A 19,864-nucleotide genomic window follows, 5' to 3' on the forward strand; every position below is an offset into this window, starting at 1 on the left:
AAAATACAATTCAACTATTACTGCATAACGCTAAATTTCAATCCGTTATCTATCTCCCCCTTATTGCTAATAGCGAACGCTTTCACTACAATAAGGATATTGTCATGCAGCGCCAAGGGGGAGCTTTATTTGGAAGTCATAAATGAACAAGTCGCATATGAGAACCCGTTGCTGTCGCTGCGAATTTTTCAAACGATGCGTAATTTGGACGGATTCACGAATTGGCATTATCACAAGCAGCTCGAGCTGCTTCTTATTCTCGAAGGAAATCTGGACGTCTACATCGATGAGGAGTGCTTTCATCTCACCTCGGGAGATGTCATGCTGATTGGTGCATCAGAGCTTCACCGCGACCGCAGCCACGACTCCCTTGATTATATTGTGCTTCAATTCGATCTGGAGCCTTTTTTCGATCAAAGCACCATTCCGTATATGCGCTATTTCTCTGAAACACAAATGCCGCTAAGCAAAGCTAATTATATTTTCAAGGAAAACGATACGAGCAAGCAGCAAACCGCTTCCTATATCCAACAAATTCTTAACGAAGCGACGAACAAAGAGACGGGTTATGAACTCGCTGTGAGCGTCCTGATCAAGCAAATTCTGCTGCTCCTGCTTCGCCATGACACCCGCAAAGTGCTGATCGAGCAGGATAATTTCGACCGCATCCGGCTGAAGCCTGTGCTTGATTACATCGAAAACCATCTAACCGATCGGATTCAGGTTGAAGAAGTATGCAAAATTGCCAACATGAGCTATTACTATTTCGTAAAATATTTCAAAAAAACGATCGGCCTATCGTTTACGGAATACGTGAACTACCGCAAAGTGAAGTGGGCGGAGAGGATCTTGCTGACGAAGGATTTAAGCATATCGGAGGTGGGCGAGCGAATCGGCATGCCGAATATGGCCCATTTTTATAAAATGTTCAAAAAATACAATGACTGTTCCCCAAAGCAATTTCAACGAAAAATGCTGACGTGGAACCGGCAATAGCGCTGCTCAATCAGAAAAAGCTCGTCTACCCTATACTTTCGGGGTAACGAGCTTTTTTGGCATAACAAGTTTGTAGCCTACGCCGCGAATGGATTCAATCTGTACCGATTGCTGGCCAAGCTCCAGCTTTTTCCTGAGTGAGCTTACATGCACATCGACCGTTCGCTGGCCTCCGATATAATCAAAGCCCCACACCACGTTCATGAGATCATCGCGTGTGATTACCATGCCCGGGCGCTGCACCAGATAAAGCAATACTTCAAATTCCTTCGGACGAAGCGGTATCGTATCGCCGTTTAGAATGACCTCATACTTCTCCGGATAAATCGACAAGTCCCCAGCAGTAATGACCTTCTCCGTCGATTCAATCGGCTTGCTGTCATCCAACTGCGTACGACGCAGCACTGCTGATACACGAGCGAGCAGCTCGGCAACGCCAAACGGCTTTGTAATATAATCGTCGGCGCCATGCTTCAGCCCCTGTACGACCTCTTCCTCTGCATTGCGGGCGGTCAAAATAATGACCGGCGTTCTTACGCCATTTTGCCGCAGGCGATTCAAAATTTCGAACCCATTCATGCCCGGAAGCATGATATCGAGAATGACCAAATCGAAATTGCGCTGCAAAGCGGTTTGCAAGCCTTCCCCGCCATGATCGATAACGGTCGTTTCATAGCCCTCTTGGGTCAAATTGTACGACAGCAGCCTAGCTAGAGTCGGTTCATCTTCAATGACGAGCACTTTATGCGACATATTACCTCCAACCTAGCGAACAGCGGTATCTTAAGACACCGCATCCGCTTATTTAGAACTTTTAAAGCTAGTTTATCATGGTTTCGTGAAGAATAGGTAAATCTTTTTTTCTATTGGAGGACAGGCAGCTCAATGATGAACGTTGAACCAACGCCTACCGCACTATTTACCGAAATCGTTCCTTTATGAAGCTCAACGAGATGCTTGACGATCGAGAGGCCAAGCCCCGTGCCGCCTGAGCTCCGTGAACGCGCCTTGTCGACTCTGTAAAACCGCTCGAAAATCCGCGGCAAATCCTTTTTCGGAATGCCAATCCCGGAATCGCTAATTTGAATTCGAATATAATCGTCTCCAATGCCCTCTACATTCAAAGAAACTTTACCGCCCTCTGGCGTATAATTAATCCCGTTGGAGAGCAAATTCATGACGATTTGCCTTAAGCGATCTTCATCGGCCTCCACATACAAGCCCGGCTCAATGCTCATGCTAAGCTCAATATGTTTGCGGTCAGCCTCAGATTGCACCAGCTTGATTGACTTGTCGATGAATGTGTCTACTTCAACAGGCGAGAACACAAGCGGTACGCGGCGCGATTCGATTTTGGACAGCTCGAGTATATCCCCGATCAGCCGGTTAAGCCTGTCACTCTCATCAAATATAATTTGCAAAAACGAGCGTGCGGTCTCTTCATCGTTTACCGCGCCGCCAAGCAATGTCTCCGCAAACCCTTTAACAGCTGTTATCGGCGTCTTAAGCTCATGCGAGACGTTGGCTACAAACTCACTGCGCATCCGCTCCAGTCTGCGAATGGCCGATACGTCCTGCAGCACAAGCAGCACGCCAGAGAATTCATTGCCCTCGGGCTGAATCGGTACCAAATTGAGCTCAAGCAGCCTCTCCTCCGGAAAATAAAACGTAATCTCCTCGCGCAAATGCTCCTTGCTCTTGAGCCCCTCTTGGATCATTTGGGACAGCTCGTACTGCTGCTTCGCTTCAGCAAAATGACGGCCGACCAGCTCGCGGGCAGAGAAGCCAAGCACTTCCTCAGCACGCCTGTTCATCAGCACGATCTTGCCGCCGCGATCGATCATCACGATGCCGTTGATCATATTATCAAGGACGCTCTCAAGCTGGTTCTCATTTTGCTGAATCCGTGTCATTTGAACCTGAAGGCTGTCTGCCATTGCATTTATAGCGTTACCAAGCTCGCCGATTTCATCCTGCTTGCCCACTTTCACTCTTGCACGGTAATCCATATTTTTAATCCGTTTGGCAACCTTTGTAATTTGCTCTAGCGGCCGTGTTAAGCCAAGTGCAAGGCGGTAGCTGATTAACGCCGCAATGAGGAACAAAACCAGCAAGCCCAAAGCCAGCACAGCCGTTAATTTGCGAATGCTCTCGTCAACCTCCTGCAGGCTCATAGCAAGCCGAATGACGTCTGGAGCTTGTCCAGGCACAACGGTAACCGGTATCGCAACATACATCATATTTTGCTTAATCGTATCGCTAGCCCGAATCGCTCTGCCTGTTCCCGTATTCAAAGCTTCCTTTATTTCAATCCGGTCTAGATGGTTATCCATGTCCTGCGGGTTGCCATCCGAATCGCCGAGCACAGCTCCGTCATTGCGGATAAATGTGACGCGAGCGCCCGTATAACGCTTAAGCTCCTTTGCCTCATTGCTATAATACCCATAGAGCGAAGATAACTCGCCTGACTTCCATTCCATTTTTGCCGAAATGATCTGCATCTCGCGTACCATATTATCCTCAAGGGCGTTGATATGGTTTTCTTTAAACGTTTTGACCATAAATAACCCTGCTGCACTCACTGATAAGGCGATCATCGCGATCATTATGAGCGTCAGCCTGGTGCGGAAGCTATTCATCCGGCTCACTCTCCCCTGTGTAATTACGTATCATCCAGCCCTGACTTTCCTATGCTGCAATGCTGACATCCAACGTTTATCGTACATGCGGCACCGGACTTTCGCCAGTCTTGTGTTTGTTAAGTTTTTGTAAAACATAATGATGAACCGTCGCCAGCGGCTGCTGAATGAGAATCGAGAGCACAACGGGAACAGCCGCAAGCGGACTGAAGTAGCCAAGTGCAAGCACGATGCCAAGCGAAATATTCCTCATTCCCGTTGCATAGGATACTGTCACCTGTTCGTCATAGGGAAGTCTCGACGTTCCGATATAGCCAAGCGCATAACAAAGACCAACCAAAACAATAACTATCGGAACCAGCTTCATCATATCCTGCTTCAATTGCCCGAGATGCGGTGCAATTGCCGATGCATTCAGAGCAACAACGGCAACGAAGCAAAACTTCGAGATTGGTGCTGAATAAGGTGCTACAATGCCTTGCACACGCCCTCTGCTCACTTGATTTAGCGCGACGCCAATCACGGTTGGAAGCACTATAATGACAAGCAGATCGATAATGATCGGACCCGCTTTCACTTCGACCGCCGAGTCAAAAAACAAATGAATGCCTGCAGGCACAACAAACGGGCTAAGTGCTGAATCCAGCACAACCATCGCGAGCATAAGGGGCACGCTGCCGCCCGACATCCCTACCCACAGTACCGTCGATACGCCAATGGGAATAATCGTGAATAACACCAGCCCAACCACATATGGCGAATCAGCACCGAAGATAAGCGTGCCAAGGCCGTATGCGGCTAACGGAGATAGGACGTGCGCAATTACAAAGGTAAGCACCATAACGCCCGGTTTCTTCATCACTTCTCGCAGTTGCCCCAAGCCACAGCCAATCGCCATGGTCAGCGTCACATATGCAAATAAATAAGGCACCCAATCAATAAAGCGTTGAAGCGAACTCGCGAATATAAAGCCAAGTATCAGAGAGCCTGGAATAATGATAAACATCCATCGTTCAAAATGCCGATTAAAAGCCAATCCAAATTCACGCATGCGTTTCCCTCATTTGCTACATCTATTCGTTTTTGTACATAAGCTTTATAATAGCATAGTCACTCCTGCACATGAACGAAAACTCGCCAAGCGAGGACAGCAAAGGAGCCAAGCTCATGAAGAATGGTAAATTTACGAACACAATTATCCGTATGCAGTATGTGCCCCGGTGGAGCGAGTATGCTCCTCGCTTTGAGGACAATGCGTCTACGCACAGCTTCAGATGCGCCGCATTATCTATTTTAGTAGGCATTATTGAAGAAAAAGTGCTAGGTTGTCCGCTGGACAAGCTCAAGCTGCTCGGCAGAAGCTTGTGGGGGGATCTCAAGAATACCGGAACCGGCTCAATCAAGCATGTAACCAAAAAAGAATCCCTCGTCATGAATCATATCCGCGACTTCGAGATGGAGCTCAGCAAAGATATTGTATCCTATCTCTCCAAGTCACTGCAGGCACACGCTTTTGATTATATTGTTAATGCTCAGGATGATACGCATATCGGCCGTTTGGTTGATGCAATCGACACGCTGGATGCTTATCTTTATTGTCACCGAGAATCCAGACATGATACGAATCCATTCTTTCATGCGAAGCATAAGGAGCTCAAGCAGACACTTGTTGACACTGAGCTTAAGTCGATCCTCTGGCTGCTGGAGGAATACGACAAAGAAGATGGGTTCTATGAATTTATCCAATACATCGTCAACCTAGATACCGTAAAAAGATGGAACGGCAGCTATAACCTCGTGCCCGACAATGACGCCACACATTCCTTCCGCGTGGCATCGCTGGCGCTTTTCAATGGATTGCTCGAAATGGAGCGCTTCGGCAATAAGAATATTGATTTATACAAGCTGTTAGCCAAAGCTACGCTGCATGACTTGCCCGAAGCGTTATCCGGCGACGTTGTTTCCAATTTCAAACATAACAATCCGGATATCAAATTTGCATTCGAACAATATGAGAAAGAAACTGCACTTTATATGATCAACAAGCTGCCTGAGCTCTTCCATGAGGATATGATTGAATTCATTGCTCACAGCAAATCTGACGACTATGTTGGGGAGATGGTTGACATTGCTGACAAACTTGACGCCTTGATCAAAGCCAGCCTCGAAATGCGAAATAATCCGCATTATGCGGATACGTACTACAATCAGCTCGTCAAGGTTCAGCACAAATATGAGAACCCTTGTGTTATCTTTTTCTTGGCTTACATTTTGCATGATCTGACCTACTCGAACTTGATTGGGCAATAATAGGGGGCTTGTCGAACAGTCTTATACAGCTTGAAAGTGAGTATTAAGCAGCAAGATTCGTTAATTAAGGGTCCGAATCGGAAAACCAAACACAGATCGAGAAATTTTTCAAAAAATAATAAGCTGGGGTTCAAATCCTTTTGAACATATAGGTTTCGCTTGTGACAACGATGTTTCGGAGGCAGGAGATGCTTTGAAGGTAGCAGTTACTTATTAGGCAATCTGTTACTTTGAAGGTAGCAGTTACTTTGAAGATAAATTGCATGTGAAAAAGCTATATATGTTGAACAAAAGAAATCAGGTCTATGCGAAGCGAGAAGATCGTTCTGGAGAAACGAAGTGTTCGCCTTTGTAGCCGGATTCTTACCTTTAGATATCTAAGGAAATCAAAGAATCTGGTTACAACTGCGACCCTAAAGAATGATCTACTCGCGCAGCGACCATAACGAGTAACTTTAGTTCAACTTGTATAAATAAGAGCAAAGCAATAAAGCTAACCCGTATTTCCGGGTTAGCTTTATTGCTTGAAGAGGCGTCTCCACAGTTAAAATCACATAAGAGGCAGACTCCCCCAATTAAATTAGCTGCCGATGTCGGCACTCCAGCCAAATGGATAGGCAGCCGATATTTCTAGAGGCAGCTTTCCCGTTGGGACCAAATCACCGAGCAGTACTTTCGCTGCCGAGGCGAGAGCCAGCGGTCTGCACTCGTAAACAGCGATATATGCTTTTACCTCAGGAAAAAGCAGTAAATCAAGCGGATTACGCACCGAAACAACGACAGTGCGTTCAGGAGCAAGCCTCACCGCCTCGCGAGCGACTTCCCGTTCGATCGGATGCTTAGAGGCATCATAGGTGACAACGATGACTTGGGTGAAGCTGTCCAGGTCCGAAAGTGGGCTGTCAGAGTTCATTTGACGTTCTGTCACATTGGCTCCAAGCCCTTCAAGAAAGTAGCCTAATGTGCCGTCCCCAGCCAGCATCTCATCGGCTACCGATACGGGCACGATTGCCGGCCAGAGCACCAGCGTGCTTTCCTCCCTGCGTAAAGGCAGTATCTGGCCGCCATTTTTGACCAGTGTGACCGAAGCCTCGCTCCACGTCTTCGCTACCGCTTTGCCGTTTTCCGTACCAATTCGCGTAACCACCTGCTCCCAAGGCAGTAAGTCCTCATCCAGTTCCAGCTTCACCTTAAGTCCCATAATCCGGTCTAAAGCTTCATCTATACGGGTTTCAGCAAGCTCACCGCTCTTCACCGCAGCAACGACTGCTTCAAGTGCTGCAAGCTGCTTTTCGAACGTATGGCTAATGAGTACCAAATCCGCTCCCGCTTGAAGCGCTTGGATTGCCCCCTGCGCTGGACCATAATGCTTATCAATCGCGTCCATCTCGAGACAATCCGTGACTACGATGCCATTGTACCCAAGGTCTTTGCGCAGCAAGCCTGTAATAACCGGCTCCGACAAGGTGGATGGCACGCCAGATGGATCTAGTGCAGGCAAGCACACATGCGCGGTCATGATGCAGTCTGTTCCTGCTTCGATTGCCGCACGGAATGGCTTTAGCTCGATCGCTTCCAGCCGCTCGCGGCCATGAAGCAGAATAGGCAGCGCATGATGGGAATCCACTGCCGTGTCGCCATGACCTGGAAAATGCTTGACGGTAGCCGCAACCCGTGCGGCTTGATATCCTTCCACGGCTGCGGCGCCAAGCTCGGCCACTACATCCGAGCGGTCGCTATAGGAGCGCACATTAATAACCGGATTTTCCGGATTGTTGTTCACGTCAATGCACGGCGCATAATTCATCGTTACTCCTAGCAGCCGAAGCTCCTCGCCGCATACGCGTGCGGTTTCCCTCGCTCCTTCTGCAAGCCCCACAGCGCCAAGGGCCATGTTGCCTGGCATTAGCGTTACGCCGTCCACGAGCCTTGCTACCATCCCGCCCTCTTGGTCAATAGCAATGAACAAAGGAGGTTGGCCCGCTTTCCTCACGATATCCTGCAGCTCGCCGCTAAGTTTGTGCACCTGCTCCGCATCCTTCACGTTTCGCGAGAAATAGATCGTGCCGCCAATGCCGCTATCTTCGATTAGCCGCTTGATCTGTTTCGTCGGCTCATAACCATGGAAGCCAAATACGAAGAGCTGGCCTACCTTCTTCTTTAAATCCCAATTCTTCCACTCGCGCTCCATCTTCACTGGTTTCTCCGCCCCTTTCCATACTCGTACATCAATGCATCCGTTAAGTCAAATCATCGCATGCCAGCGCGCCTTCCTGCCGCTTGCTGCGGAACTCGGTCGGATTCTCGCCTGTATACTTCATAAACACCTTCGTAAAATAACGACGCTCCGCATACCCGACTTCCTTCGCAATCTGCGCCACGCTCTTTGGCGTGTCAGCCAGCATAGCTTTTGCCCGTTCCATGCGCTGCCGCGTAACATATTCGATAAACGTTTCCCCAAACGTTTGCTTAAACAATAAACTAAAATAAGAGGTACTCAGTCCGACATGCGTCGCCGTCTCCTCCACACTCAAATCCCGGTAAAGATTCCGGTCCAGAAACGACTTCGCCTCCGTCATCGACCGCTCGGACTGTTTCTTCTTATCCATCGATTTCTCGGAAACGGCATGGGTGACTTGCCTTATGACGGACAGCAGGTCTTTAATGCCAAACCGACGGTCTAATCTGCGCCACAGCATATCCTCTTGCTCGCGTGAGAAAACACCCATTTCCTTCATCTCGCGCATAAGATGTAGAACAAAAAAATGAAGCAAAGGCTTTACGCGATTGACCCTAGGCTCATTCAAGCGCTGGAGCTGGTCTGTAATTCCCTGCAGCTCGTTATCTACACCTGTCGTGTCTCCGCGTTTGACCGCTCCTATAATTTTTTCAGCTGTGTCCCAGAAAGCTTGATCTGCTTGGGAAGACTTTTGCTGGTCCGAAGGGTAAATGGAGATCATGTCGTGCACTGCGCTCAGCTGCATGCCCTGCTGTACCAGCTTATAGGCATTGGACAAGTTAGCAACTGCCGCAAACTCGCGGTAAATTCCTGCAAACAAAGAAAGCTTCACATGGCTCTTGATGGCCTCCAGCAGCATTTCCGCCCACTCTTTAATGATGCCTAAATCAAATTCCGAAGCTTTATCCGTTTCGATCAACACACACCATTCGCCGTCACGAATTTGAATGACAGCATGATGCAGTCCTTTCTGCTGCAGCTTCTCCCGTAGTACGTTGCACACGGCAAAATTCCATAGCTTTCGTTCCTTATCGGACCAGTCACGCCAATCCTTCGTTTTCTCCGAGCTGACATCAAGATCCAGTACAATCAGTACAAATTGCTGTTCCTTAAGCTGCTGTTCATCACCCGTAAGCAGCCAGTTATCAGCTGTCACATCCGTGTAATCCATAATAATATCGTATAAAATTTTCTCACTGGCGAGGTCAATCATTCGGCCCAACTTTTGTTTCTCTTCCTCCATCAGCTTCTGCTTGCTGCGCTGACTGGACATGATTCTTGCAATAACGCCTGTAAGCTCATCATAAGGGATTGGCTTTAGGACATAATCATTTACTCCAAATTGAATGGCCGTTCGAGTATAAGCAAAATCCTGATAGCCTGAGAGCATAATGATATCGCAGGCCATCGACTTATCACGAATATGCCGCACCAGCTCCAAGCCGTCCATAACCGGCATCCGAATATCGCAAAGCAGTAAATCAAAAGGCTGATTTTCCATCAGTTCCAAAGCCTCGACGCCATTTTTGGCCGTGCCGCCGACTGTTAGCCCGAGCATTTCCCAGGGAATAACTTTCTCCAGATTTCTCGTTATATGTGCCTCATCATCAACAAGGAGCACTCTTCCAGTCATAGCTGATCACCTCTGCTCTTCGGAATTACACAGCGAATTACGGTACCGCTGCCTTCTTGACTGCATATCCACATGCCAAATGCCGGCCCATAATGAATACGCAAGCGATCTGCTACGTTTCGCAAGCCTAAGCCTCTGCTTTCGCCAATCTCCGCAGCATTGGATTGCTTGCTGGACGGATTGGCTCCTGCAGCCAGCCTTGTTAATACACCAGAACTCATCCCGCGTCCATTATCGCGCACCATAATAACGATTTGGTGAGGCTCCGCGGCAACGTCAAGCGTGATAATGCCCTGACCGTCCTCATAGCCTTCAAAGCCATGCTGAATGCTATTCTCAACAAGCGGTTGAAGCGTCAGCTTCAGAATTGTGAAATCCAGTGTCTCGGGTGCAACGTTCAATTGATAAGTAAACAGCTCCTCGAAGCGGTACTTCTGAATTTCCAAATAACTTCTTACATGCTCAATTTCCTGGTTGATTCTGATTTCCTCGGAATGATGCATGCTTGTGCGGAGCATTACGCTTAAGCGGCGAACCATCAACATAATTTTCGCGCCTTCATTTTGCGCAGCCAACGCATTAATCGACTCTAGCGTGTTGAACAGAAAATGCGGCTTGATCTGGGCTTGCATCAGCATCATCTCTGCATGCTGCTTACGGGCCTGTTCTCTGCGAACCTCACTGAGCAGGTTCCCGATTCGCTCGACCATGCTGTTGAAGCTCCGCGCCAGCAGCACGGTTTCATCCTTCCCCTGCGCGGTTACACGAATGTCGAGCAGTCCCTGTTCAACCAGCCTCATTTTCCTTACTACTTTAATAATCGACTTAGCAACTCGGTTCACAAAAAAAACATTGAACAGCACGGCAGACAACAAACCAAGAACCGTAATCATGCCAATCCATTGCACGAATCGAACATTTTCATTAGTAAGCGAGTTCCATGGCTTAACCGATACGAGCGTCCACTCGTTGCGATCCAGTTGGTAGGAGGAAACAAGGCTGTCAACACCCTCGAATTCTACCCTTGAACTGTTATAGCTGTTTGTCAGCTGCGGCAGAGAATCGGTCTGCTCGTTAATGTTATGCCCGTCGAACTTGCTTTTGCTGTCCAGCATAATCAAGCCGGATTTATTAACGATTAGATATCTTGTCTCCACAGCATCAGCCTGCGGATTTTGAAACGCTTTGAGCATACTGGAAATCTCTTCAGTCTTATACTGAGTTACCATCACACCGAGATCATTTAGCGTCTCCATATCCCTGACTACGCGCAATTGCGTAAACAAAGGCGGATCTACGTTGGTCAGCTCACGTTGTTCATATGGGCCAATCCAAAGCGGACGTCCGCCTAGTCTTGTCACTTCTTTGTAGAGGGAATGCTGCTTGAGCATGTCGAAGGAAATCGGCTTGAACGTAATCGGATCATTGCGGAAGGAACGGAACATCGTCCCGTCCTTCGCATACAGGACGACAAAGCTTACCGCCGGATGCTGGAACAAGATCCGCTTCATTTCCTTCTCTGCTTGGTTGATCGCAATCAAGGTGCTGGCATCATTAGTCGTACGAGTGCTGTATTTCAAGGTATCCTGCACTTCGGAGCTCGTCAGATTCCCATCGGAGAGCTGGTCCAGCTCACGGAAGAAATAACGGATATTGCCCCCCACCGCCCTGAGCGAAATCTCGGTTTGCTCGCTATATTTTTTCTCCAGCAATCTCTCCGAATTTAGGAAAGAGAAGATGCCGAGGCCGATCATCGGAATGATGATCAGACATATAAAAGCAAGCATCAATTTCGGTCTCAGGTTCATCTAGCAGGCTCCTTTTTAGGTTTATCCCTTTACGCTTCCCGCCGTCATGCCTTCAATAATTTGCCTTTGCAGGAATACATACACCGCGAGCACCGGAATAATGCTGATGATGACAGCCGCTGATAAAGAAGCAAAGTTAGTACGATAGCCATCATTAAAGGTAGCCATCCCTGTTGGCAATGTTTTGAGCGATTCTGACGTTATAAAAAGCTGGGATAAAATATATTCGTTCCAATTGGATATAAAATTTAAAATAAATACGGTTACGAGCGCTGGCAGCGAAATCGGAATAATGACTTTGAAAAATAGGCCGGTTGCCCCAAGCCCGTCCACAATGCCCGCTTCCTCCAGCTCGTTTGGAATCGATAGCATAAAAGCATAAATAATAAACACGGTTATTGGCAAGGCATAAGTGCAGTATACCAAAATAAGCGACCAATGCGTATCATATAACGGTTGTCCAAACAGTTTGATTCCTTGAACCAAACGGTATAACGGAATAAATAACGCACCTGGAGGCACGATCAAACCAAGCAAAATAAATTGATAAATCGCTTTGTTCGTTTTTTTGTATTTCATGCGTGCGATGGCAAAAGAAGTCATCGCTGCGAACAGCAGCGTCAGCACACAGGCAACGACCGTTACGAAGGTGCTGTTCCACGCATATTTTCCAATATTCGCGGTTTCCCAAGCTGCAATATAGTTATCAAAGTTGAAGCTTGTTGGCAAAGCCCAGGTATTGACCGTAATCTCACGGTTCGTCTTGAACGAGGACATAAACAGCCATAGCAGCGGGAAGAGCAATACGACGACATAACCCATAAGAAACAGATGCATCCACCATTGCGGGCTTCGGGAACGTTCCATTAGTACTGCACCTCTTCGCTTTTAGTGATGCGCTGCAAAATGCCCGTCAGCACTAAAATAATAATGAACATCGCTACGCCGATCGCGCTGCCGTAGCCTAGCTCCAAGGAACGGAAACCAACCTTCAGCATGTACGTCGACATAACCTCCGTCGATTGAAACGGACCGCCGTTCGTCATAATTTGTACGATATCAAGCACCTTCATCGTTCCCGAAACCGTGAGCAGCAGCATAACGAACATAATCGGTCTAACCAGCGGCAAGGTGATGGACCAGGTTTCCTGCCAGCCGTTCACGCCGTCAAGCTTGGAAGCCTCAACGATTTCTTTCGGAATATTTAGAATCGCCGCCAAACACAATACAATGAAGAAGCCGATATTTTGCCATGCGTTGGCAATCAGAATGGAGAGCATCGCCAGCTTCGGATCAGACAACCATTCCCTAGCCCAATCCTCCGGTGCAACGAGCCTAATAAACTGATTGATCATACCGGAATCATAGTTGTAAAGCACGCCGAACAAGATCGCTACTGTTGCTGTAGAGATAACAACCGGCACGAACACAGCCGATTTGTAAAAGTCACGCATCCGTCTTACTTTGCTGATAATAATGGAGATCAGGAAGACGAGCGGAATGTTCACGATTAAGGAGAACGCCATAAAGTAAAAATTGTTCAAGAGTGCTTTTCTGAAAACCTCATCCTGCCACAATCTAACAAAGTTATCGAAGCCGATAAACACCTTCTCGGTAATTCCGTCCCATTGAAAGAAGCCGTAAAAAAAGGAGACAATGACGGGATAAACGAAAAACAAAGCATATAAAGCAAGCGTCGGAATAATGAACGCCACGTAAGTAATCGGATTTTTGAGTGCTCTGTTCATAATGTCCTCCTTTTACCCTGGCGTAGAAAGAGGGTGTCCTCCTGGAAGGAAGGACACCCTCTCGCCCATCAGGATCGATTGTAATGTCTGGCAATTACTTAGCCGCGTTTGCTTTGTCTTGCGACGCTTGCACTTTTTCTGCTACTTTCTCTGGTTTGCTTACTTTACCGATCAGCTCTTGGATACCAACGTTAATGTCAGCGCCAACAGCCGGTTGAACGATCGCATCGTAGGCTTTCCACGAGCTTGAAGCATTAGCCATAACCGTTAAAATTTCAGTTGTCAGCGGGTCTACGCCGGACAGATCGCTAAGCTTCATGGAAGGCAGCAATTTATCTTCAACCAGCGTACGTTTTTGAACTTCTTCCGTGTAGAAATTAGCGATAAATTTCTTAGCTGCAGCTACTTGATCTTCATTAAGGTTTGCAGAGAAACCAAAACCGTTCGAGTATGAAGCATTGATCGACGTTTGGTCGCCTGCTCCGCCTTCAATGGACGGGAATGCGAAGTAACCAATTTGACCTTTCAGGTCGCCGGCCTCGTCACCGGAGAAACGGTTGGCATCCCATGTACCTGTAAATACCATGGCCGCTTTGCCCGAAAGCAATTGAGCACCTTGATCCGCATAAGCAAGGCCAAGAGCGCCTTTTGTGAAATAATCCTTGTTCACAAGCTCTGCGTAGGAAGCAAAACCTTTAACGAAGTTTTCGTCAGTCCATTTTGCTTCGCCGGATACGACTTTGCTAAATGCGTCAATGCCGACGTTACGCTCCATTACTGTATTCCAGAGCATGCCGTTGACCCAGCCGTCTTTGGCTGCTAGGCCAAATGGCGTGTGGCCTGCCGTTTTGATTTTTTCCGAAACATCGAGCAATTGTGCCCATGTTGTAGGAATTTCCAGGCCAAGCTCAGAGAAGATTTTCTTATTATAGAAGATCGCTTCGCTATAGCCGCCAAATGGAAGGCCGTAAACCTTGCCATCAACCGTAAACTCATCCAAACTGGCGAATTTGTCTTTCAAGCCAAGCTCATCAATAATTGGAGTGAGGTCTAGCATGCGGTTTGCTTTGACATAAAGGTTAAGGTCAGCACCGCCGAACACTTCGAAAATATCAGGAGGATTGCCAGCTGCCATCTCTGCTTTCAGCTTTTGGTCGCGGTTGACGATCTCGTCAATGCCTTCAAGCTTGAAGGTAAGCCCTTTGTTCTCTTCCTGCGTTTTCGCAACGACATCTTCAAGAATTTTCAGGCGGGTTTTGCTTGTTTCTTTAATTTGGGTATGGCGGAGAGACAGGGTAACATCCTTGGCTTCGACTGGCGGGTCCGTCGCCTCAGCAGGCTTGTTCGTACTGTTGTTCGTTGCTGGGGTGTTCGTTGCCTCTGTGTTGCCGTTCGAGCCGCAAGCGGATGCGACCATCATAATCGATACCAATAGTGTGGCAATGATCGTGGATCTCTTTTTCATCTAGAAAGACCTCCTCGTTTATGGTTGTTGCTTGTTTGCCTCGCACCTTTATTATAGTCGGCCCTCACTACAACTTAGGAGGTCCAAATAACGACGAGTTAGGGATACTATTCTCTTATTTTACGGAGGAGGGATAAAAATATATAGCCTGCCGGGTTATTTTCCCCGACAGGCTATGTAAGTTATTCTTTCTTATTAGTATCGCATATTGCTAGTTATCTCTTTAATGACGGAATAAAACTTCTGCCATTCCACATTTGCCGACGATAACTCAGCATGTTCAACGGCTTCTGCGTGTTCTGCCTGCGGACTTTGGCTCGCAAGCTTCACCTTATCGTTCTCGAGCTGAAGCTTTTCCTGCTTTGCTCGCAACCTCGCATCATCCATTTATATCCCTCATCCCTTTAACCAGCTTTTTCGCAAAGCAAAGAGCTCTCTTAAATCGTCCGTGGACATTTCCGTAATCCATTGCTCCGATTGTCCGACGACTTGATCGTTAAGCGACTGCTTGCGCTCGATCATCTCGTCGATTTTCTCCTCCAGCGTCCCGAGCGTAATAAATTTGTGCACATGTACCTCTTTCGTCTGCCCGATCCGGAAGGCACGGTCCGTCGCCTGATTTTCCACGGCAGGATTCCACCAGCGGTCAAAGTGGAAGACATGATTTGCAGCGGTCAAATTAAGCCCTGTACCGCCGGCCTTCAAGGAAAGCACAAACGCGCAGCAAGGCTCTTCGGGATTTTGGAACCGTTCAATCATCTGATCCCGTTTCACCTTCGGTACGCTGCCATGCAAGTAAGGCACAGGCAAGCCAAGCTTTTCTTCAAGCAGCTGCTGCAGCTGCTGGCCCATCTCGATATATTGGGTAAAAATCAAGCAGCGCTCGCCTTCTGCCGCAATTTCCTCGCACATTTCCAGCAGTCTTGCTACTTTATTCGACCGCTCGATATCCCACAGCTGCAGCTTCTCTTCGCTCGCGAGCAGTGAAGGGTGATCGCACAATTGCTTAAGCTTCGTTAAAGCGGCAAGAATCAAGCCCCGGCGCTGCATTGGACCCAGCTTATCTAGATTTTCAAGAAGGTCGGCGACTAAGTTCTCATACATGGCACCTTGCTCTGCGGTCAGCGTCATGTAGGTTTTCGACTCATTCTTATCCGGAAGCGATAGCTGAATCGATGGGTCCTTCTTGATCCGGCGCAGCATAAACGGCTTTACCCAGCGCTGTAGTCCGGCAATAAGCTTCTCATCACGCGTCTTCTCTATCGGTGTAACGACCTCCTTGCGGAACTCGTTGATGTTGCCCAAATAACCCGGGTTAATGAAATCATAGATGGACCAAAGCTCAGTCAACCTATTCTCCATCGGCGTTCCTGTCAGCGCAATCCGGTGCGAGGCAGGCAGGCGCCTAATGGCGGTCGATTGCTTCGTATATATATTTTTAATGTTTTGGGCTTCATCGAGACATAAGGCATCCCAATCGACCAAGCTCAAATCTTCTTCATCCAGCTGCGCTAAGGAATAGGACGTTATCACCAAATCCGCCTCTGCTACGGAATCACGTAAAACCTCTCCCTTATCCCGCTTGTTACCATAATGGAGCATGACGCGAAGGGAAGGAGCAAACCGCTCCAACTCCTTCTCCCAGTTGCCGATAACCGACGTCGGACAGATTAGCAGCGATGGGCCGCCCGTTTGCAGCTTTCGTTCCTTGATATAGACCAGGTAGGCCATAAACTGAATCGTCTTGCCAAGACCCATATCATCCGCAAGCACGCCGCCAAGCCCAAATTTTCTTAGAAACAGCAGCCAAGATACGCCTTCCAGCTGATAAGGCCGAAGCTCTCCCAAAAAAGTGGCCGGAATCTCAGCAAGCGGGATTTGGGAGGTGTGCTGCAGCTGTGCCAGCCAAGCCGTCAAATGCTCATTTAGTTCAACCTCTGCCTCCAGATCCGAATCCAGCTCCTCGCTGTCATCCAGTGGAATGCCGCCCTTCAGATGCATCTCGAGCACATCCCGGAAAGACAAGCCTTTGCGCTTGCCCATCCGTTTCAGCCATTGCTTGATCTGCGTCACATCCTGCGGGTCCAGATGGACCCATTCGCCTCCGATATTAAACAGCCGCCTGTTTTGCTCCGCAAGATGAAGAAATTCCGCTTCTGTTAAATTAACATCGCCGAGAGCAAGCTTCCAATCAAATTGCACGATTTGGTCCAATCCGAACATCGGCTGTGCAGCCGAGCCTACGGATGACTTCATTTTCGCCTTCAAACGAAGCTTCCTTGAGCGCACAGCTTCCCACCAGCTAGGAAGCAGCACAGGGCAACCCGCTTCCAGCAACTTTACACTGCCCTCTTCGAGGAATTTCCACGCTTCATTATCGGTTAGGGTCATTTGAAGCTGATTGGGTTCTTCTTGATCTGCAAGCTCCGGCAATGCCATGATCCATTTCAGCTGCTCCTTGGCAAGCTTAGTTTCGAGATACATCAGCCAATCTGCTGGAATGCTCCGTTCATCATCCGTATCAGACTCCCAGCCATCTTCCCAAGCATGGGGCCTGATCGGAAGCCAAGGTCCACCCTCTCGATCCTGCAATGCAGGACGAAGACGCCACTCCGGTGAAACATGCGGCTCTACCAGCTGCAGAGCTATCCGGAACGGCAGCGCATCCTTACGGAGTCCGATCGCTATGAGCCAATCCTCCTCATCAGCGGCCTTTCTTCTCAGCACAGCTTCGCCTGACACTGCCGAAATCGCTTTCCACGCCTGAGCTGCCTGTTCGTTTTCCTCCAGCATTTGTTCGATCGCACCACTTAGCCATCGTTCGATTCCTTTATCTCCGTGTGCTGAGGCTGCAAGAGCATTTTCATGCCACTGCTGCGCGAAATCCGTCTCCTGCTCAGGAATAGCGATTCGCCAACTTCGCCGCTCGTCAGCCCAATGCTCCCAGTCCGGCATAAACCAACCCTTTAGCAGTGCCGTTCGAATCTGTTCTGCCATTCTCATTAAAACAGCCATGCGTTCTGTCCACTCCAGCTGAAGCAGCCGGACATGCTGAGGCGAGGATAAATAATCTACTGCAAGCAAAGGCGGAATGCTAAGCAGCTTCCTCTCACCTAAACTGATCTCTTCAATATCCGCTCCATACCATGAAGCTTTATGCCATGCAAACAATAGGTATCGCAGCTTGCCGTCAGCTGCATCCTTTCGATCGACTGCGCTAACCAGAACTGAGGCACCGCTCTCATCCACGTTCCAAAATCCGTCTATCATTAACTTTCGCGCGCCAATGTATGTTCTCATGTAACCAATTTCCCTTTCCATAGCTCTTCCTGAAACGCTCTAAGCCGCTGATGCTTGCGTACGAGGCCTTCAAGATATTGCTCCCACCGAGAGGCATCCTTGTCTGTCTTGTAAAGCTTCTCCAGCTTCTTCAATTGCTTGACAGCGATGCGGTACCCTTGACGGTTGCGTGTCTGAATGGATGCTTCTACCGACTGATGGTACAGAGGCATTAAGGCACGCGGTGCCAGCTTGGCAATCTCGCGCAGCGCATGCGTACCCACATCCTCGGGACGGGCTCCGACAAGCATTTGCAAGTCCGCCCATTCCTCATACCGTTTCTGATCGAGCCAATGGTCAGATAATTCAGAATAGGAATGAGGCAGCAATTGCGTCATATAATCGGTCCAGACGCGAAGCTCAGGACGGTCCAAATCAGCCCTGCGGCATAAGGTCACAAATGGGCCGACAGATCGGCCGTTTTTCACATGATTGACCCGCTCGAACAAGAAGCTCATCCATTTCTCCACAAGCGGCCATTTTTCCTCCTGCATCCGCTGTGCTGCACATGGATACATGACTTTCTGAGAGCGCTCGAAACTTGTAAGTTCAAAATGCTCAATGGCCTGCTCATCACGCATATCAAAAAAGTACATCATGCCGATTGCCGTGTGCAGGAACGCATGGTTAACCTCTCCGGCCGCCTCCTGCTTTACTAGCTCAAGCATCGCAATAAGCTCTTTCTCATACCAGCTTCTGTTTTCCGAAAGCTTCTCGCAGAAAGCCATATACATGTATTCCCAATCAAAGAGCTGCCGTTCTGTACCCGATGCCCAAACCTTTACATGTGCAATCAATTCATCTGCCCATGCTTCTTCAGCCGACTCCATTTGCCCTGGTGTCAGCTCGGAGATCAATGTATATAAATGCTCCACCCATGGCTCAGCCATGCGGATAAATGACATCTCATGATAATATCTGCTGAAGGAATCAACAGTATTTATCGCTCTTTCCGCTTGTTCCAACACAAACAAAATAGCCGTTGACCAATGCAATCGCTGCAATGGCTTCTTCCAATCCTTGGACAGCCCTTTCAAGGAAGACAATAGCGGCTGCAGCGCATGAAGCGAGTGACGGCATTTGCGCCAAACCTCGCCATGCGTGGCCTGCATCCAATCCAGCCACTCTTTTGCTGTACCCGATTCGCCTGGATCTTCAGCAATCATTGGCACTGGCGGCAGCACTTCCGGCTCAGCTGGTTTGTTTTTAAGCAGCGTACTGGCTGAGGAGAGTCCTAGCAATTTGAAATAAGATCGTTCCGCTAACGAATGTCCACCTTCCTGCTGACTGCAGTATTGAAAATAAACGGCTGCCATATGCTTGCAAAAACCCATATAAGGACAGGTACAGGAGCTGTACCGCAAATTGCCGGCATCTAGTATGACCGCATAAAGGTCAGAGCCTTTGACGACGCCATAAAGATGATCATGGCTGCCTTCATTAGCGCTGTCCACCTTGCCTTCCATGTAATATTGCCAGCCTCGCTTCATGATCGTCGTCTCGACATGTGAGTTTAATTGTTGTTCAATCAGCGCTTGCAGCTTTTCATTGAGGTGCATTACAGACATTCACCCGCTTCCTTTCCGTTCAATTGCATTCCTTCTATTATATCAAGCCGACACGGCTGGTGCCATCATTTGGCGTCAAATGCTACGATTGGACTGAAATAAAAGTGAGACATAAAAAA

General features: G+C 48.4%; 14 protein-coding genes. 2 read left to right on the forward strand and 12 right to left on the reverse strand.

The genetic code is table 11. The features are described from left to right. The first annotated feature begins 129 nt into the window (after positions 1–129). Positions 130–996, forward strand: coding sequence for an AraC family transcriptional regulator (locus E0496_RS03610; RefSeq protein WP_141500310.1), 867 nt, complete (start codon positions 130–132; stop codon positions 994–996). Between the two features lie 30 nt (positions 997–1,026). Here E0496_RS03610 and E0496_RS03615 read toward each other — a convergent pair whose 3' ends face one another. The 3 genes from E0496_RS03615 to E0496_RS03625 form a co-directional block, all read right to left on the reverse strand. Continuing rightward, positions 1,027–1,749, reverse strand: a complete 723-nt coding sequence (locus E0496_RS03615) for a response regulator transcription factor (protein WP_139995343.1) — start codon at positions 1,747–1,749, stop codon at positions 1,027–1,029. A gap of 110 nt (positions 1,750–1,859) precedes the next feature. Further along, positions 1,860–3,635 carry a two-component system histidine kinase PnpS gene (gene pnpS, locus E0496_RS03620; protein WP_141500311.1) on the reverse strand — a complete coding sequence of 592 codons (1,776 nt, stop codon included), beginning with the start codon at positions 3,633–3,635 and terminating at the stop codon, positions 1,860–1,862. Positions 3,636–3,711: 76 nt separating this feature from the next. Beyond that, positions 3,712–4,686: a bile acid:sodium symporter family protein gene (locus E0496_RS03625; RefSeq protein ID WP_141500312.1), complete on the reverse strand. Its 975-nt coding sequence runs from the start codon at positions 4,684–4,686 to the stop codon at positions 3,712–3,714. A gap of 116 nt (positions 4,687–4,802) precedes the next feature. On the opposite strand from E0496_RS03625, the gene E0496_RS03630 reads away from it, so the two are divergent. Beyond that, the gene (locus E0496_RS03630) at positions 4,803–5,945 is read left to right on the forward strand and encodes a YfbR-like 5'-deoxynucleotidase (RefSeq protein ID WP_161601296.1); all 1,143 of its coding nucleotides are present in this window, start codon (positions 4,803–4,805) and stop codon (positions 5,943–5,945) included. Between the two features lie 580 nt (positions 5,946–6,525). Here the strand turns inward: E0496_RS03630 and E0496_RS03635 are convergent. The 9 genes from E0496_RS03635 to E0496_RS03675 all read right to left on the reverse strand — a co-directional run bounded on the left by E0496_RS03635 (position 6,526) and on the right by E0496_RS03675 (position 19,745). Further along, positions 6,526–8,136: a glycoside hydrolase family 3 protein gene (locus tag E0496_RS03635; protein WP_141500415.1), complete on the reverse strand. Its 1,611-nt coding sequence runs from the start codon at positions 8,134–8,136 to the stop codon at positions 6,526–6,528. Between the two features lie 49 nt (positions 8,137–8,185). Next, positions 8,186–9,817: a response regulator transcription factor gene (locus tag E0496_RS03640; protein WP_141500314.1), complete on the reverse strand. Its 1,632-nt coding sequence runs from the start codon at positions 9,815–9,817 to the stop codon at positions 8,186–8,188. Further along, entirely contained in the window at positions 9,814–11,625 is a 1,812-nt protein-coding gene (locus E0496_RS03645; protein WP_141500315.1) for a sensor histidine kinase, read from the reverse strand. The genes E0496_RS03640 and E0496_RS03645 overlap by 4 nt, the downstream gene beginning before the upstream one ends. Before the next feature lie 21 nt (positions 11,626–11,646). Further along, positions 11,647–12,492, reverse strand: coding sequence for a carbohydrate ABC transporter permease (locus E0496_RS03650; protein ID WP_141500316.1), 846 nt, complete (start codon positions 12,490–12,492; stop codon positions 11,647–11,649). Further along, on the reverse strand, positions 12,492–13,373 hold the full coding sequence (locus tag E0496_RS03655; RefSeq protein WP_139995357.1) for a carbohydrate ABC transporter permease: 882 nt from the start codon (positions 13,371–13,373) through the stop codon (positions 12,492–12,494). Before E0496_RS03655 ends, E0496_RS03650 begins: the two co-directional genes overlap by 1 nt. Positions 13,374–13,467: 94 nt before the next feature. Next, on the reverse strand, positions 13,468–14,838 hold the full coding sequence (locus E0496_RS03660) for an extracellular solute-binding protein (protein ID WP_141500317.1): 1,371 nt from the start codon (positions 14,836–14,838) through the stop codon (positions 13,468–13,470). A 195-nt stretch (positions 14,839–15,033) separates the two neighbouring features. Then, positions 15,034–15,225, reverse strand: a complete 192-nt coding sequence (locus E0496_RS03665) for a hypothetical protein (RefSeq protein WP_141500318.1) — start codon at positions 15,223–15,225, stop codon at positions 15,034–15,036. 9 nt (positions 15,226–15,234) lie between these two features. After that, on the reverse strand, positions 15,235–18,138 hold the full coding sequence (locus E0496_RS03670; RefSeq protein WP_141500319.1) for a DEAD/DEAH box helicase: 2,904 nt from the start codon (positions 18,136–18,138) through the stop codon (positions 15,235–15,237). Then, positions 18,135–19,745, reverse strand: coding sequence for an SWIM zinc finger family protein (locus E0496_RS03675; protein ID WP_141500320.1), 1,611 nt, complete (start codon positions 19,743–19,745; stop codon positions 18,135–18,137). The genes E0496_RS03670 and E0496_RS03675 overlap by 4 nt, the downstream gene beginning before the upstream one ends. Positions 19,746–19,864: the final 119 nt, after the last annotated feature.

The sequence above is a fragment of the Paenibacillus luteus genome, assembly GCF_006542765.1.
Classification (GTDB): Bacteria; Bacillota; Bacilli; order Paenibacillales; family Paenibacillaceae; genus Pristimantibacillus; species Pristimantibacillus luteus.